Genomic DNA, 16,166 nt, shown 5'->3' with positions numbered 1-16,166 from the left:
TATAGAGTTACTCGGAGTCTTTTCCGACTCCTTGTTCCATCGCCTTCCATGCAAGTGTTGCACACTTAATCCGGGCCGGAAATTTAGCAACGCCAGAAAGCGCCTCAATATCCCCTAAATCGATGGAGTCGTCATATTCTTTGCTCAGCATAATATTCGATATTGTTTTGGAAAGGACGAGTGCTTCTTCGACGGTTTTCCCTATAATCAACTGTGTCATCATTGACGCAGATGCCATAGAAATCGAACAACCTTCCCCTTCAAACTTCGCATTTTGAACCGTGTCATCTACAACTTGCATTGTTAAATGAATCACGTCGCCACACGTCGGATTATTCATGTCGACGGTGACACTACTCTCTTCAAGCACACCTTTATTCTTCGGTGATTTATAATGATCCATAATGACCGTACGATAAAGTTGGTCAAGATTTCTAGTTGTCATCGTTGAAATACTCCTTTGCTATTTGGAGTCCGTCCACGAGGCGATCAACATCTTCTTCTGTATTGTATACATAGAAGCTAGCGCGCGCTGTGGCAGATACATCAAGCCATTTCATAAGTGGCTGTGCACAATGGTGTCCGGCCCTTACAGCAATTCCATGCATATCTAAAACTGTTGCAAGGTCATGCGGATGAACACCTTCAACATTAAACGTGATCACACCTGCACGCTTATCGGCATCCAGTGGACCATACACTGTAAGTCCATCAATTTTCGCAAAGCGTTCTAGTGCGTAAGCAGCAAGTTGATGTTCATGACGTTCAATATTGTCGAGCCCAATTTCTTCAAGATAATCGATTGCCGCACCGAGGCCAACTGCACCTGCGATAATCGGTGTTCCACCTTCAAATTTCCATGGAAGTTCTTTCCATGTCGATTCATAAAGGCCAACGAAATCGATCATCTCTCCCCCGAACTCAACGGGTTCCATAGCATTCAACAAACCTTTTTTCCCGTAGAGTACACCAATCCCTGTAGGGCCAGCCATCTTATGTCCTGAAAACGCATAGAAATCACAGTTAAGACTCTCTACATCCACTTTAAGATGAGGGGCAGCTTGCGCACCATCTACAACCATGACAGCACCGTGTGCATGCGCGATTTCTGTAATTTCTTTAATCGGGTTAATTGTTCCAAGAACGTTAGAAACATGCATAATCGAAACGATTTTCGTCCGATCCGTTACAACTTCACGCACTTTATCGAGTGATAGTGTCCCATCGTCTTCAAGTTCCACGTATTTTAGAACAGCGCCTTTTTCTTTAGCCAGTTGCTGCCATGGAATAATATTAGAATGATGCTCCATGTACGTAATGACGATTTCGTCTCCTTCATCGACATTCGCACGACCATAACTCTGTGCCACAATGTTTAACGCTGTTGTTGTTCCACGAGTAAATATAATTTCTTCTCTCGACTTCGCATTAATAAATGTACGCACTTTATCGCGTGCACCTTCATAAGCTTCTGTCGCGCGATTTCCAAGTGTGTGAACCCCGCGGTGGACATTTGAATTATCAAACTTGTAATAGTCGCTAATCGCATCTATCACTTGCGTTGGTTTTTGAGAAGTTGCAGCACTATCAAGATAAACGAGCGGATGCCCGTTTATTTCTTGACCTAGAATTGGAAAATGTTTGCGTATGTCTTTGTTAAGCATTAGCGCACTTTCCTTTCGATAACCTCCGTCAACAGTTTCTTCACACCTTCGACTTTTAACTCAGCGACGACTGGTGCAAGGAATCCGTGAATGATCAGGCGTTCTGCTTCTTCTTTTGAAATCCCTCGACTCATTATATAGAACATTTCAAGCGGATCTACCCGGCCAACAGAAGCTGCGTGACCAGCTGTCACTTCGTCCTCTGCAATGAGTAAAACAGGGTTCGCGTCTGCACGTGCGCGTGGACTCAAAATAAGCATACGTGACTCTTGCTCCGCATTCGATCCTGTTGCGCCTTTTACTATTTTACCGATACCATTAAAGATTACAGTTGACTCATCTTTAACAACAGCGTGTTTCAAAATCATACCGTTCGTATTTTTACCAAAGCTGATGATTTCTGTCGTAAAGTTTTGACGTTGCTTTCCGCGTCCTACAACAACAGTCTTCATATCAGAATGGGAACCGTCTCCTACTAGGTGTGTAATATTCTCTGCAATTGTATCGCTGTCATTCATAAGTCCGAGCGCCCAGTTCAAGCGACTATCTCGACCTGTAACACCACGACGACTGACGAATGTAGTGAATCCGGTTGGAAGCATATCAACAGCACCATAATTCACTTGTGCATTAGCACCTGTGAATACTTCTGATACAATATTTGCTTGTCCTTTGGCTTCTGACACAGTCGACATGTAGTTTTCAATGTATGTTAGTGAGCTGTTCGCTTCCGCAACAACAATCACATGGTTAAAGATAGAAGCTTCTTCATTGTCATGAAGGAATAGCGCTTGAATTGGTTCTTCCACAACAACGTTTTTCGGGACATACACAAATAATCCACCGTTCATAAACGCTGCGTTTAATGCAGTTAATTTATGTTCGTCTACTTTTACGCCATCGGTCATATAATATTTCTTCACAAGGTCAGCGTGTTCGCGTGTCGCTGTGAAGATATCTGTTAAAATAACACCTTTTGCTTTCAAGTCTTCAGACAATGAAAGATATGCAGGCGTATTATTATGTTGAATGTATATACTTCCCTGACGATCTGCGTCAAATAGTGCACGCGCCTCTTCTGGAAGTTCATCTAGTGACTTGTAAACAGAACTTTCTACCGCATGGATAGGAAATTCTGTAAAGTTCCAACGATCAATTCTTGTTTTATCTGGTTTCGGCATAGGAAGCTGTTCCACTTTCGCAAATGCGTCTGCACGGAAATCCGTCATCCACTCTGCTTCATTCATCTTCTTTGAAAAGGAACGAACATCCTGTTCGGTTAATGCCAATTTTGTTTCAACCGTCATTTTGAATTGTCCCCTTTCTTATGCTTCCTGCTCTACAGTTTCTGCTTCAATGCCAAGTTCCTCATGAAGCCAGTCATATCCTTGTGCTTCAAGTTTATGCGCTAATTCCGCGCCACCTGATTGAACGACTTTACCTTGAATCATTACGTGGACGTGATCTGGTTTAATGTAGTCAAGAAGACGTTGGTAATGCGTAATGATTAGGCATCCAAAACCTTCTCCGCGCATTTCATTAATTCCTTTTGCAACTACTTTAAGTGCGTCAATGTCTAGACCTGAGTCAATTTCATCAAGCACAGCGAATTGAGGCTTCAACATCATAAGTTGAAGAATTTCGTTACGTTTTTTCTCTCCACCTGAGAATCCTTCATTCAAATAACGTGTTGCCATATCTTCATGCATCTCAAGTGTTTCCATTTTAGTATCAAGTTCACGAATGAATTTCATTAATGGAATTTCATCACCTTCGTCACGTTTTGCATTGACAGCTGAACGTAAGAAGTCTGCATTTGTAACGCCTGTAACTTCACTTGGGTATTGCATTGCAAGGAAAATCCCTGCTTTCGCACGTTCGTCAACTTCCATTTCAAGTACATCTTCACCATCAAGTGTAATTGTCCCTGAAGTTACTTTATATCTCGGGTGCCCCATAATCGCTTGCGCGAGAGTTGATTTTCCTGTACCGTTCGGACCCATAATTGCATGGATCTCATTTGTATTGATCGTCAAATCGACGCCTTTCAATATTTCCTTGCCTTCAATTTCAACGTGAAGGTCTTTAATTACTAAAGTAGACATTCCTTTACCTCCAATATGTTAAGTTACGAATGGATATCCATTCTTTATTTAGTATCATTCTAATCTTAACCCAAATAGCTTCCTCTTGCAAATCTTTGAGTAACATTGGTTTTCTATGAATTAGCATGAAGTAGAGACTTACTGGTATGCACTTGAAACAACATTAGTTATTTTCAATTGCCTACTTGCTAATGAGAATAACAAATAGTCGGCACATGGCGTACCGACTATAAAAATAAGTATTCAATTACTTTTACATAAGTTCTGTTTCCTAAACAAGTCTCTATTTATTGATTTGGAGCATGGTATTCAGTAGTTTTGCCATCCTTCAATGTATATAATCAAAGATGAAAAATTCACTAAGTTAACTAATAAGCTCCAGTAAATCCGGAACTGATTGAAATGCATATATTTTGTGTTCTATTACTCCATCTTTTGCTATTAATAAGCATGGTACACTCTCAATTTCATAATCCACCGCAACATCTTGAATATAATTCAAATCAGCCTTCCCCATAGGTAAATCGGGCTTCATAACAGAAATCACTTCCAACATTTTAGAAGCAACTGCGCAAGTTCCACACATAGGGGTGTATAAATAAAAAACACTTATAGGAGATTCCGTGGCTATATCCTCCCATTTTTGTCGTGACCAGTTTTCCATTCAATCAATCCTTTAATAATAATAATAATAATAATAGTTGTCCTTCAGATGAATGAATTTTAAAAGTTCCTATGCACTTTAAAATTCGCTTTCAGTAAGTTCTCTATTAATACATCGTTTGGCGTTGTTTCAACTTGTTTATATACTTTTTCAGTATATATATGTTTTGCCAAAGGAAATTCCCTCTTAAATAAAGCACGGATTTTCTCACCTGACTCATCTGCATCCACAAAAACAAATAGCTCCCAGTCCTCATATGGCGTGAGCATTTCCTCAAGTTCATACGAACTGATCGTACCATTCGTACAAATAATTTTTACCGGTTCCGCCAAAATAGGTATGAGTCTCTTTCGATCCGATCCGCCTTCAACAATCAGTAACTTTCCTTCATACAAAATAATTCCTCCCCGGAGTTTTATTTAAACCGAGAAAAAAACGCCGTACATAAAAACGGCGTTTTCACTTTTCATTATTCACCAGATGTCATTTTGTCATAGTCTTCTGCAGACATTAGAGCATCTACCTCAGATACATTAGAAGGCTCAACAACAATCATCCATGCTTTTTCGTATGGGGATTCGTTAACGAATTCAGGGCTATCTTCCAACTCTGCATTCATTTCTACTACTTTTCCACTAATTGGAGCATAAAGTTCAGAAACCGTTTTTACGGATTCAACACTACCAAAAGGCTCGTCTGCTTTAATTTCATCTCCAACTTCTGGAAGTTCAACAAAGACAATATCACCTAGTTCAGATTGTGCAAAGTGCGTAATACCAATACGGTAGTTACCATTCTCTTCTTTTACCCATTCATGCTCATCGGAATACTTTAATCCAGTTGGTGTACTCATATTGAAAACCTCCATTAGATATATTCATTCTATTTAATTTTGACATACAAAGACAAATAATACAAGACGGGACACTAGTTGTTCCATACGTTTTCAAAGTTTTCTTCTTTAAATCCAACAGTAGCTTTTCCATTACCGACGACAATTGGGCGTTTAATAAGCATACCGTCAGATGATAGAATTTGTAGTTTCTCATCCTCTGTCATAGTAGGAAGTTTTTCTTTAAGATTCAGTTCGCGGTACTTCATTCCACTTGTATTGAATAACTTTTTAAGTTCCAAGCCTGAAAATAAAAGTATTTCACGAAGCTGCTCTTCTGATGGAGGAGCTTCTGCAATATTTACCTTAACAAAATCAAGCTTTTCTGTCTCAAGCCATTTCTCTGCTTTTCTACATGTACCGCATTTAGGATAACCGTAATATGTAAGCTTCATAATTAGATCACCTCCATTTGTACTTAGTATAACAAAAGAAACATCCGAATACCCTATGGCACTCGGATGTTTCCATTTTTCATATTAAATTGGTAGCGCAATACATGACATTAGTGAAAATTATCCTTTCTCAAACTAAACAAGAGAAAGAGATGGAATTTCTCTAACACCATTTTTTTATAAATATATATTGAACTGAAAAGTCCTGCTATCCGCTGATTTCCGTTCCGACCGGACGCGTTCCATGGGGCGTGCGTCGAGCCTCCTCGTCGCGAAAACCGCGCTCCTGTGGGGTCTCGACTGTCACGCTGATCCCATTGGAGTCGCCGGTCTGCACTCCAATACGCTAAAACGTGGTGAATATAAGTTGAATGTAAATACTACCACTATTCGGCCACCGTTTAGAGACTGTTCTGTATAGAAAATGTTGGCGGACAATCCGGTTATAATAGGCATTTCCAATCTAATCAGGGTTCTAAGGTATTAAAGACTATTTTGTCACGAGTAGTTTCTCCTTTTGTTTCAAGTTATATAAGAACAAGTAAAAAAACGTTAAGAAAATTTCTTCTGTATAAATCACTCTATTTCAATGTGCAATCTAAGTTGCTTGGAGTGCAAGGCGGCGACTCTGGGAGGATCAGCGGGACAGGTGAAACAACCAATGGTTGCGAAGCAAACAGGTTGGTCCACCGCCCGCCCTCCAGAACGCGTCCGCCTGGAACGGAAAGCAACTGCATAATTGAAAATTTATAAAAAGACTGCCCTAAAACCAGTTTCCACTGACTTTTTGGGCAGTCTTTTAGCAAATAAAGAATTCAATTATAACAGACTAAAGTTCTTCACCAACATCATTTTACAGAGAACCATTAAAATTAATTAAACAACGTATTTTTCTGCATCGATTATTTTCACAGATGCTTCACGTTTTTTCAAGATAATATTATAAGGTGTTGAACGTGTCAATTTACGTAAAGCAGAAATCATCATACGTTGGTTGTCGCCATCAGCTGTTGCAAGAAGAGTCTCTCTTGCATCCTTCTCAATCGCTTCAAATGCTTCTTGACAGAAAATCTCTGTATATAAAATCATTTGTTGCGCTTTCTCCTCGCCACTACGTGCAATCGCTTTTTGTGTACGAAGAAGAGCAGATTCCATTGCAAAGACATTATTGGCAATGTCTGCAATATTTGAAAGAACTTCTTGTTCTACTTCAAGTTTTGGACCAAACTTCTGCGCTGCCATACCAGCAGCTAATAGACCAATTTTCTTGGCATTTTGAACAAGAACTTTCTCTTGTGCAAGGGCCTCGTCGCCAATTTCTTCAGGCATCATCATAAGAAGTTCTTCTTGTAAGCTTTGTGCTTTTTCAAGCAATGGTAACTCGCCTTTCATTGCTTTCTTCAAGAATGTTCCTGGGATAAGTAGGCGGTTGATTTCATTTGTTCCTTCAAAAATACGATTTATACGAGAGTCACGATAGATTTGTTCAACTTCGTATTCAGCCATAAAACCGTAACCGCCATGAAGCTGTACAGCCTCATCAGCAATATAATCCAGAACTTCTGATCCTACAACTTTGTTAATAGAACATTCAATTGCGTATTCCGCAATCGAAGCAGCAATTGCCTTACCATCTTTCTGTTCTTCAGGAGTCATCGCATTGTTACGCTCTTCAAAATATCCCACTGTGCGGTAAATAAGACTTTCCGCAGCAAATAGTTTAGAAGCCATTGTAGAAATCTTTTCTTTTGTTAAATTAAAAGAAGAAATTGGCGTGTTAAACTGTTTACGCTGATTCGTATAGGCTACTGCAAGTTCAAGAGCCCGCTTACTTCCACCAAGTGTTCCTACTCCTAATTTATAACGACCAATATTTAAAATATTAAATGCAATAATATGACCGCGGCCTATTTCACCTAATAAGTTTTCAACTGGTACTTGTGCGTCTTGTAAAATAAGCGTTCGAGTAGATGAAGATTTAATCCCCATTTTCTTCTCTTCAGCACCAACAGAAACTCCTGGGAATTCTTTTTCAACGATGAATGCTGAGAATTTATCACCATCTATTTTCGCATAAACGATGAACACATCTGCAAATCCAGCATTTGTAATCCATTGTTTTTCACCATTTAGAACATAGTGTGTACCGTCAGAGTTTAGTTTTGCATTTGTTTTGGCTCCTAAAGCGTCGGAACCCGAACCTGGTTCTGTCAATGCGTATGCAGAAATCTTGTCTCCAGAAACTGAATTAGGTAAATATTTTTTCTTTTGATCTTCGTTACCAAAAAGAACAATTGGTAAAGTACCGATTCCTACATGGGCACCATGTGTAATTGAAAACCCACCAGATACCGACATTTTTTCAGCGATTAATGCTGACGAAATTTTATCGAGTCCAAGACCACCATACTCTTCAGGAACATCTGCTCCAAGAAGACCAAGGTTACCTGCTGATTTCAATAGTCTTACAGAGTTATCAAACTCATGATTTTCTAACTTTTCAACAACTGGAAGAACTTCGTTTTTCACGTAATCCTCTGTTGTTTTTGCAATCATTTTTTGCTCATCTGTAAAATCCTCGGGTGTAAATACACGGTCAGCCTCTATGTCTTCGATTAAAAATGCTCCGCCTTTTATTAGCTCATTCGTTTTTAATTCAGTCATCAATTGTTCCTCCTTTAATTTATGGTGTTTCGTTTCACTTATAGTAGTTCGAAAACGCCTGCTGCTCCCATTCCTCCGCCAATACACATTGTTACGACGCCAAATTGTTTGCCTTGACGTTTTAATTCACTCATCATACGAATCGTTAGGATTGAACCTGTGGCACCGAGTGGATGACCTAGCGCAATTGCTCCACCATTCACGTTTACTTTATCCATATCTAGACCTAAGTGACGGATAACCTGAAGAGACTGGGCTGCAAATGCTTCATTCAATTCCCATATATCAATGTCTTCAATTGTTAAGCCCGCAAGTTTAAGTGCTTTTGGAATCGCAACAATAGGACCAATTCCCATTACTTCTGGCGGAACGCCTCCAACTGCAAAAGAAAGAAATTTTGCGATTGGCTTTAATCCTTGTGCTTCTGCAACTTCGCGGTCCATAACAAGAACTGCTCCAGCACCATCCGAAGTTTGTGAAGAGTTTCCAGCTGTGACACTACCAGTTACCGAAAAAGCCGGACGAAGTCTTGCTAGCCCTTCCATACTCGTACCGTGTCTCACGCCTTCATCCATTTCAAACATAAATTTACTTTCCGAATACTTACCTTTATCGTCAACAGTGCGTTTTACAACTTCAACAGGCACGATTCCATCATCAAATTTTCCTGCCGCAATTGCCGCTCCCGCTTTTTCGTGAGAGCGAACAGCAAACGCATCTTGATCTTCTCGGCTAACGTCATATTTTACCGCTACTTGTTCAGCAGTATGACCCATACCCATATAATACTGGGGTGCTGTTTCAGCAAGAATTGAGTTTGGACGAATTGTATTTCCCGTCATTGGTATCATGCTCATAGATTCTACTCCACCAGCTAAAATAGCCTGTGAGTGGCCAAGCATAATTCGTTCAGCCGCATAAGCAATAGACTGCAATCCAGATGAACAAAATCTATTTACCGTGATGGCTGGCACTGTATCTGGAAGTCCAGCAAGTGCTCCTATATTTCGTGCCACGTTCATTCCTTGCTCAGCTTCAGGCATCGCACAACCAATGATTAAATCATCAATTGGACCATCATATCCTCCAGCTCTTTTCAACGTTTCTTTAATTGCAATCGCTCCTAAATCATCGGGACGAACTGTAATAAGAGAGCCTCTTCCTGCTTTCCCAACCGGCGTCCGTGCACCAGCTACTATAACTGCTTCACGCATCTTTTTTTCCTCCTCGTATATATGCTTTTTATATTAGTTGCGTAATGGTTTACCTTTTACAAGCATGTTTTGCATACGTTGCTGTGATTTCGGCTCTGCCACAAGGCTTAGGAATGCTTCCCGTTCTAAATCAAGCATATATTGCTCATCTACTAAAGTACCGTATGGAACTTTTCCACCTGATAATACAAAAGCAAGTTTTTTTGCTATTTTCAAATCGTGATCGCTAATAAATCCTGACAATTTCATGCCTTCTGCACCTAGCAACATCGTAGCGTAACCCGAATCGCCCGTTACAGGAATCTTTTCATGTTTCGGAGCTTTATATCCATTTTCAAACAATGATAGTGCTACTTGTTTCGCATCATATATTAAGTGGTCCGCATTAATACTTACACCATCTGCAAAGTTCAAGAAGTTGTTTTCCCTTGCCTCATCGCCTGATGTTGAAACTTTTGCCATGGCAATGGATTCAAAGACTTTATTGGCAATAAATTGATAGTCAATATGAACGTCATTTGGCAATCCTTTTAGGTGTTTCGTGTAGAGACCGACGTTTCCGCCACCGCCTGGAATTAAACCAACGCCTACTTCAACAAGACCCATATACGTTTCAGATGCCGCTTGAATATGCGCCGCTGGTAGACAAACTTCTGCTCCACCGCCAAGAGTCATTCCAAATGGTGCTGCAACAACTGGTTTAGTTGAATACTTTATTTTCATCATTGCGTTCTGGAACGAACGAATTATGAAATCGAGTTCAAAAATATTGTCATCTTGTGCTTCCATTAGGATCATTCCTAGATTTGCACCTACACAGAAGTTTTTACCCTGGTTCCCTATAACGAGACCTTTAAAGTTCTTTTCAACTTCATCGACAGCGTAATTGATCATTTGAATAATATCAGGACCAATTGAATTGGATTGAGAGTGGAATTCAAGAAGTGCTACACCGTCTCCTAAATCAATTAAGCTTGCACCTGAGTTCTTTTTGATGACACCGTTTTTCTTTTTATAGCTCTTCAAATTAATTGATTTTTCATTAACCGGGACGAGTGTATACTCTTTACCATTAAAGAAGTAAAGTTCGTTGTCTTCTTCTTTATAAAAAGTTTCATAGCCTTTATCAAGTAAGCTTTGTACGAATGAAGGAATTTTTTCTCCCCCTTCTTTCATCTTCGCAACTGTTTTTTCTACACCAAGGGCATCCCATATTTCAAATGGTCCTTGCTGCCAGCCGAAGCCCCATTTCATTGCATTGTCAATTGCAACAATATCATCCGAAATTTCACCATTTAATTCGGCCGAGTAAAGCAATGTTGGTGCTATGATATTCCACAAAAGTTCTCCTGTACGATCGTTCGCATAAACAAGTGATTTCACACGGTTTGCAAGACCCTTTTGTTGCTTCGCCATTTCAATTGAAGGCGTTTGCAATTTCTTCTGAGGTCCATATTCAAGAGTTTCAGAATCGAGTTCAAGAATTTCCTTGCCTTTTTTCATATAGAATCCCTGTTTCGCTTTTGCACCTATCCAACCATTGTCAATCATCTTTTTCATGAAGGATGGCAATTCAAAAACTTTTTGCTCATCGCCTTCTGTTTTGTCGTAAGCATTCTTGGCAACATGCATGAATGTATCAAGTCCCACAACATCTAGCGTACGGAATGTTGCTGACTTTGGACGTCCAATAAGCGTTCCCGTTACCGAATCTACTTCACCGATTGAATATCCACGTTTCTCCATCTCACGAAGCGTTACAAGAAGACCGTACGTACCAATTCGATTTGCAATAAAGTTCGGAGTATCTTTTGCAATAACGACACCTTTACCTAATTTGTCTTCGCCAAATTGAATCATAAAGTCCACGACTTCTTTTGCCGTTGTGCTTGCTGGAATTACTTCTAAAAGTTTCAAGTAGCGTGGTGGGTTAAAGAAATGAGTTCCCAGAAAATGCTTTTGGAAATCTTCTGTACGTCCTTCTATCATATCTTCAATGCTAATACCCGATGTATTTGAACTAATTATTGTACCCGGTTTACGCACTGCATCTACTTTTTCATATAATGACTTTTTAATTTCAAGGTTCTCAACAACAACTTCAATAATCCAATCCACTTCACTTAATTTATCAAGATCATCTTCAAGGTTTCCTGCTTCTATTAAGGAAATATTACTCTTAGTTGTTAATGGAGCCGGTTTATGTTTAAGTACTTGTTGCAATGCTCCTTGAGCAAACTTATTACGTATTTGGCTATCTTCAAGTGTAAGACCCTTTGCTTCTTCTTCTACTGTTAACTTCCCAGGAACGATATCGAGAAGGAGTACCGGAATGCCTATATTAGCCAAATGTGCTGCTATACCTGAACCCATAACACCTGAACCTAATACCGCTGCTTTTTTAATTTGATAAGTCATATGCAAAGCCTCCCTTAAATTCTTTGAATGAATACTCATTCATTTTCTGAGTAAAAAAAATAGAAACAACTTCTATACCCCTAACTATAAATCATTATTCAACTTTTCGCAATCTATATATATTATAAAAGTGATCTAAAATCAGAATCCAACTCTTTTATTCTTTTAATATATCTTTTACTATGAATGTGACATTCGCAGGATGTTTTGCTAAACTACGAATAAAATCAAGATATGAATTAGACCCTAACTAAGAGGTGAACCGACAATGAAAATACTTCTTGATGTGCAAGGAAAATCACAATACGACACTGATATTAAAGAGTCTTTCCGCCCCTCTGCCTGCGGACCCGTAACAGCACGAGTATTAATGGATTACATTACGCAAGATTCTTCTACCTATAATGTGAATGAATTATATAAACGCCTTGGAGGTACAAAGATTGGATTATTTAAACATCGATACATTCAAAATATGCGCAGAATACTTGGTGCAGGATGGATTGTTGCTGATTGTGGAATTGATGAGGTCATTCAACAAATAAAAGAAGGACGCCCTGTTGCAGCAAAATTTGATAAGTGGTTTACGTTTCACTGGAGAGGTCAATATGAATTCAATTACCACTGGGTTCCAATTATCGGTTTCGAATTAATAGACAATGAAATTCAGCTTATTATTCATGATAATGGAGGACCTAATCGTGAAAGTAGAATACGTCAAATATCTTATAATAAAAACAAATCGATCCTGTCATTTGTAAAAATGGAACCTTTAAAAAAGTGAAAAATGCTACTACATGATATAGAAGCATTTTTGAACTTACTTAATATATGCCAAAGCTTGCTTCATAGAGGCAAAGCTATTAATTTGTCCGAAGTTTAAATCTAAACTTACAAGGGTCTGTGCGATTACAGGTGAAATACCACTAACAATAGGCTGTATTCCGAGTAGAGATAGGGCATCAAACAAATGGAATAATTGTTGAACAACAAATGTATCCGTTGTTTGTAATCCAGACAAATCAATAATCAAAGTTTCCAGTTGCATTTCTGAAGCATCTAGTAATACACGTTCCTGAAGAGTTAATGATCGTTCATGATCAATCGTTCCGATTAACGGAAGAATTGCAGTAACATCATCAATTGATACAATAGGTACTGATAATTCAGTGATGATTGATTTTGATAGCTTGAGCCTCTCGCTTTCATGACGAACAAATGGCAAACTTAAAAAATACGTAATATCATTCACTGCACTATCAAGTCGTGTAACAATATCATACATTTCGGATGCACCAATACCGTATTCAATCGCGTCATACTTTAACACGGTACCAATAATATTTCGATAACTAGGTACTTCTCTAAGCATCATATCCATTGTTACACTAGAGTGCTTAGCAAACTCTGAACCTGCTTTTTCTCCCCAATCCTTTAGTTCCGGAATTCTAACTTCTTCATCCATGATTAATGAATTTGCATACAGTTTTATAAGTTCAATACGTGATGGATAGAGCTCATTCTCTATTTTTTTAAGTATAGAATATCTCTCATTTTGACTTTCCGTAATTACATGTGCAAGCTGAGGTGCTTGTTCAATGATTTTCCGGCTAAATTGTACTAAAAACATCTCCAAATGGTACCATCCTTTCGATTTCTATTTTATGAAAAGTGAATCTGCTTGTCGAACAATCATTGAGTAACCTTGTTCTTCTATTAATTCCCTCTTTACTTGATCATAAACAGGTATTTCTAAATCCTCTAGAGAACCCACCATTTCAATAGAACAATGAATCTCTGCAAGTTGTTTTGATAAATACAGCATATCCTTGTCCTCTTCAATTCTTTTACGTCGAGCAGGGGTTAACTCATGAATTGAATCGAGTACGCCTTCGATTGTACCGTACTTTTTAATAAGTGCTAAGGCTATTTTGGGACCGATTCCTTTCACACCCGGATATCCATCGCTAGCATCCCCAGTAAATGCTTTCATTTCAATGAATTGCTTTGGTGAAATACCGTATTCCTCAAGAAAACGCTCATAAGTATAAATGTCATACTCGCTGTATCCTTTCTTCATAAATGCAATTTGAACTCCAGGTCTAAGAAGTTGCAGAAGATCTTTATCCCCTGTCACAATTGTTATTTCTGCTTTGCCATCCCATGTTTCAACCATTGAACCAATTAGGTCATCCGCTTCCATTCCAGTAATGCCGTAATTCTTCCACCCAATCAATTCCGAAACAGCTCTTGCCATATCGAACTGTGGTATTAGTTCAGGTGCAGGTTCAGGGCGGTGAGATTTATAACCTTCATATAAATCGTTGCGGAATGTTTTTGCACCCATATCCCAACATACTGCCATGTGAGTCGGTTGATATATTGAAGTTGCCATCATTGTATGTCGAGCAAATCCTTGGACTGCATTTGTAGGTGTTCCAGCTGCGTTTGGAAAATAATGACCCATTGCAGATGTTGCAAAAAATGACCGAAACAATAAAGCCATTCCATCAATAAGTAATATATGTGGTTTCTTGTCTGTGTTCATACTCGTTTAGTCCCCCAATAAATTGTTATCATTTTTCTAAAGTCTAACATAGACTTTAATAAAAAAAAGACGAAAGCTTAGAGTTCGCTTCGTCAATGGTATTATTTTTACTTTAAAAACTGTGCTATCTTTTGAATATCGGGAGTAAATACACGATCTTCAACTATTGGCATTACAATTTGATTGAGTTTTTCATACTTTTCTCGTGTTTTTGGTGCCATCCCATCTACACCCCTAATAAAGCAGCCCGTCATGGCGCAAAGTGCTTCAATTGCCAGGACATTTCTTACGTTTTTAATAATTAACTGAGCATGTCTCGCGCCAATTGTTCCCATTGAAACATGATCTTCTTGATTACCCGATGATGGAATCGAGTCAACAGATGCTGGATGTGCAAGTGTTTTATTTTCAGATACAAGACTCGCAGCAGAGTATTGCAAGATCATTGCACCCGACTGTAATCCAGGCTCAGGACTTAAGAATGGAGGCAATCCTTCGTTCAGATGCGGATTCACGAGCCGTTCAATTCGACGTTCTGAAATACTGGCAAGTTCCGCCATACCAATCTTCAAGAAATCCATCGCAAATGCTATAGGCTGACCATGAAAATTACCTCCTGAAACGACTGTGTTGCCATCGTCAAAAATGAGCGGATTATCTGTTGCGGCATTCATTTCAATCTCAAGTTTCTCTTTTACATAACCGAGCACTTGCCAACTAGCTCCATGAACTTGTGGGATACAACGAATGGAATAGGCATCTTGAACACGCTTTTCCCCTTGCACAGTTGTATAACTACTGCCGTTTAACCAATCCAACATTCTTGCCGCTACGTCCATTTGTTCAGGATAACCTCGCGCTTCATGAATTGCTGGATGAAACGCATCTGTAATTCCATACAGTGCTTCCATTGACATAGAAGCAATCCATTCACTGTCAAAAGCGAGAGACTCCGCCTCTAAATAATTCACAACTCCTTGTGCCGTCATTGCTTGTGTTCCGTTGATAAGGGCTAAACCCTCTTTCGCTTCAAGGACAATAGGTTCTAGTCCATGTTCATTCCAAATATCCATTGCTGGAATCTGCTCCTCCCCTTTCCAAACGGCACCTTCACCGAGTAAAACAAGAGCAAGATGAGATAAAGGTGCAAGATCCCCTGATGCACCGAGAGATCCTTGTTGTGGAACTACGGGATGTATGTGATTGTTTACCATATAAGCAAACCGCTCAAGGACTTCTGCACGTATCCCTGAAAATCCTTTCAACAAAGCATTTAACCGAAGTACAACCATCGCCCTAGAAACAATCTCTGGAAACGGTTCTCCAATACCGCAAGAATGAGAACGTATCAGATGAAGTTGCAATGCTTTTGTATCTTTTTCGTCAATTTTCACATTACTAAATAAACCAAAACCAGTATTGATGCCGTAAACAGTTCGATCTTCACGTACAATTCTTTCAACCGCATCACGACTTTTATTTACCCTTTCCAAAGCTTTTGGATCCAACATCACTTTGGAATCTTGATATAAAATGTCCTTCATCTGTTTTAGCGTAAGCCTCGACCCTGTTAACTCAATCATGACAACCTTCCTTTATATC

At 39.2% G+C, this 16,166-nt stretch carries 15 protein-coding genes; 1 reads left to right on the top strand and 14 read right to left on the bottom strand.

The features are described from left to right. Positions 1-7 precede the first annotated feature (7 nt). The 11 genes from sufU to ACFSFY_RS05520 all read right to left on the bottom strand — a co-directional run bounded on the left by sufU (position 8) and on the right by ACFSFY_RS05520 (position 12,016). Positions 8-445 (bottom strand): Fe-S cluster assembly sulfur transfer protein SufU, encoded by a 438-nt coding sequence (sufU, locus tag ACFSFY_RS05570; protein WP_381536191.1) that lies wholly within the window; start codon positions 443-445, stop codon positions 8-10. Further along, positions 435-1,664, bottom strand: coding sequence for a cysteine desulfurase (locus ACFSFY_RS05565; protein WP_381536190.1), 1,230 nt, complete (start codon positions 1,662-1,664; stop codon positions 435-437). Before ACFSFY_RS05565 ends, sufU begins: the two co-directional genes overlap by 11 nt. Beyond that, complete coding sequence (gene sufD / locus ACFSFY_RS05560; RefSeq protein ID WP_381536189.1) at positions 1,664-2,971, bottom strand: Fe-S cluster assembly protein SufD; 1,308 nt, start codon at positions 2,969-2,971, stop codon at positions 1,664-1,666. Before sufD ends, ACFSFY_RS05565 begins: the two co-directional genes overlap by 1 nt. An 18-nt stretch (positions 2,972-2,989) precedes the next feature. Beyond that, complete coding sequence (gene sufC / locus ACFSFY_RS05555; RefSeq protein ID WP_381536188.1) at positions 2,990-3,769, bottom strand: Fe-S cluster assembly ATPase SufC; 780 nt, start codon at positions 3,767-3,769, stop codon at positions 2,990-2,992. A gap of 364 nt (positions 3,770-4,133) precedes the next feature. Next, complete coding sequence (locus ACFSFY_RS05550; RefSeq protein WP_381536187.1) at positions 4,134-4,433, bottom strand: thioredoxin family protein; 300 nt, start codon at positions 4,431-4,433, stop codon at positions 4,134-4,136. Positions 4,434-4,492: 59 nt separating this feature from the next. Continuing rightward, positions 4,493-4,828, bottom strand: coding sequence for a toprim domain-containing protein (locus ACFSFY_RS05545; protein WP_381536186.1), 336 nt, complete (start codon positions 4,826-4,828; stop codon positions 4,493-4,495). A gap of 74 nt (positions 4,829-4,902) precedes the next feature. Further along, the gene (gene gcvH, locus ACFSFY_RS05540; RefSeq protein ID WP_381536185.1) at positions 4,903-5,286 is read right to left on the bottom strand and encodes a glycine cleavage system protein GcvH; all 384 of its coding nucleotides are present in this window, start codon (positions 5,284-5,286) and stop codon (positions 4,903-4,905) included. 74 nt (positions 5,287-5,360) lie between these two features. Next, positions 5,361-5,720, bottom strand: a complete 360-nt coding sequence (locus tag ACFSFY_RS05535; RefSeq protein ID WP_381536184.1) for an arsenate reductase family protein — start codon at positions 5,718-5,720, stop codon at positions 5,361-5,363. Between the two features lie 876 nt (positions 5,721-6,596). After that, positions 6,597-8,384: an acyl-CoA dehydrogenase family protein gene (locus ACFSFY_RS05530; protein WP_381536183.1), complete on the bottom strand. Its 1,788-nt coding sequence runs from the start codon at positions 8,382-8,384 to the stop codon at positions 6,597-6,599. A gap of 38 nt (positions 8,385-8,422) precedes the next feature. Next, positions 8,423-9,598 (bottom strand): acetyl-CoA C-acetyltransferase, encoded by a 1,176-nt coding sequence (locus ACFSFY_RS05525; protein WP_381536182.1) that lies wholly within the window; start codon positions 9,596-9,598, stop codon positions 8,423-8,425. Between the two features lie 33 nt (positions 9,599-9,631). Further along, on the bottom strand, positions 9,632-12,016 hold the full coding sequence (locus ACFSFY_RS05520; RefSeq protein ID WP_381536181.1) for a 3-hydroxyacyl-CoA dehydrogenase/enoyl-CoA hydratase family protein: 2,385 nt from the start codon (positions 12,014-12,016) through the stop codon (positions 9,632-9,634). Positions 12,017-12,284: 268 nt separating this feature from the next. On the opposite strand from ACFSFY_RS05520, the gene ACFSFY_RS05515 reads away from it, so the two are divergent. Further along, complete coding sequence (locus ACFSFY_RS05515) at positions 12,285-12,800, top strand: C39 family peptidase (RefSeq protein WP_381536180.1); 516 nt, start codon at positions 12,285-12,287, stop codon at positions 12,798-12,800. 36 nt (positions 12,801-12,836) lie between these two features. Here the strand turns inward: ACFSFY_RS05515 and ACFSFY_RS05510 are convergent, their stop codons facing one another. From ACFSFY_RS05510 to hutH, 3 genes are all read right to left on the bottom strand, one after another. Next, positions 12,837-13,646 carry an STAS domain-containing protein gene (locus ACFSFY_RS05510; RefSeq protein WP_381536240.1) on the bottom strand — a complete coding sequence of 270 codons (810 nt, stop codon included), beginning with the start codon at positions 13,644-13,646 and terminating at the stop codon, positions 12,837-12,839. Positions 13,647-13,673: 27 nt separating this feature from the next. Continuing rightward, positions 13,674-14,564, bottom strand: a complete 891-nt coding sequence (locus ACFSFY_RS05505; protein WP_381536179.1) for a 5'-3' exonuclease — start codon at positions 14,562-14,564, stop codon at positions 13,674-13,676. Positions 14,565-14,671: 107 nt separating this feature from the next. Then, positions 14,672-16,147, bottom strand: coding sequence for a histidine ammonia-lyase (gene hutH, locus ACFSFY_RS05500; RefSeq protein WP_381536178.1), 1,476 nt, complete (start codon positions 16,145-16,147; stop codon positions 14,672-14,674). Positions 16,148-16,166: the final 19 nt, after the last annotated feature.

This window comes from Sporosarcina siberiensis, assembly GCF_042681925.1.
Classification (GTDB): Bacteria; Bacillota; Bacilli; order Bacillales_A; family Planococcaceae; genus Sporosarcina; species Sporosarcina siberiensis.
The sequence above is the reverse complement of the archived record's forward strand: the minus strand, read 5'-3'. Positions and strand labels throughout refer to the sequence as shown.

Excerpts from the sequence above, each read along its gene's own strand:
- ACFSFY_RS05505 (WP_381536179.1), bottom strand. The coding sequence starts at position 14,564 with ATGAACACAGACAAGAAACCACATATATTACTTATTGATGGAATGGCT.
- ACFSFY_RS05530 (WP_381536183.1), bottom strand. The coding sequence starts at position 8,384 with ATGACTGAATTAAAAACGAATGAGCTAATAAAAGGCGGAGCATTTTTA.
- ACFSFY_RS05550 (WP_381536187.1), bottom strand. The coding sequence starts at position 4,433 with ATGGAAAACTGGTCACGACAAAAATGGGAGGATATAGCCACGGAATCT.
- ACFSFY_RS05510 (WP_381536240.1), bottom strand. The coding sequence starts at position 13,646 with ATGTTTTTAGTACAATTTAGCCGGAAAATCATTGAACAAGCACCTCAG.
- ACFSFY_RS05520 (WP_381536181.1), bottom strand. The coding sequence starts at position 12,016 with ATGACTTATCAAATTAAAAAAGCAGCGGTATTAGGTTCAGGTGTTATG.
- ACFSFY_RS05525 (WP_381536182.1), bottom strand. The coding sequence starts at position 9,598 with ATGCGTGAAGCAGTTATAGTAGCTGGTGCACGGACGCCGGTTGGGAAA.
- sufU (WP_381536191.1), bottom strand. The coding sequence starts at position 445 with ATGACAACTAGAAATCTTGACCAACTTTATCGTACGGTCATTATGGAT.
- hutH (WP_381536178.1), bottom strand. The coding sequence starts at position 16,147 with ATGATTGAGTTAACAGGGTCGAGGCTTACGCTAAAACAGATGAAGGAC.
- ACFSFY_RS05565 (WP_381536190.1), bottom strand. The coding sequence starts at position 1,664 with ATGCTTAACAAAGACATACGCAAACATTTTCCAATTCTAGGTCAAGAA.
- gcvH (WP_381536185.1), bottom strand. The coding sequence starts at position 5,286 with ATGAGTACACCAACTGGATTAAAGTATTCCGATGAGCATGAATGGGTA.
- ACFSFY_RS05515 (WP_381536180.1), top strand. The coding sequence starts at position 12,285 with ATGAAAATACTTCTTGATGTGCAAGGAAAATCACAATACGACACTGAT.
- ACFSFY_RS05535 (WP_381536184.1), bottom strand. The coding sequence starts at position 5,720 with ATGAAGCTTACATATTACGGTTATCCTAAATGCGGTACATGTAGAAAA.
- sufC (WP_381536188.1), bottom strand. The coding sequence starts at position 3,769 with ATGTCTACTTTAGTAATTAAAGACCTTCACGTTGAAATTGAAGGCAAG.
- sufD (WP_381536189.1), bottom strand. The coding sequence starts at position 2,971 with ATGACGGTTGAAACAAAATTGGCATTAACCGAACAGGATGTTCGTTCC.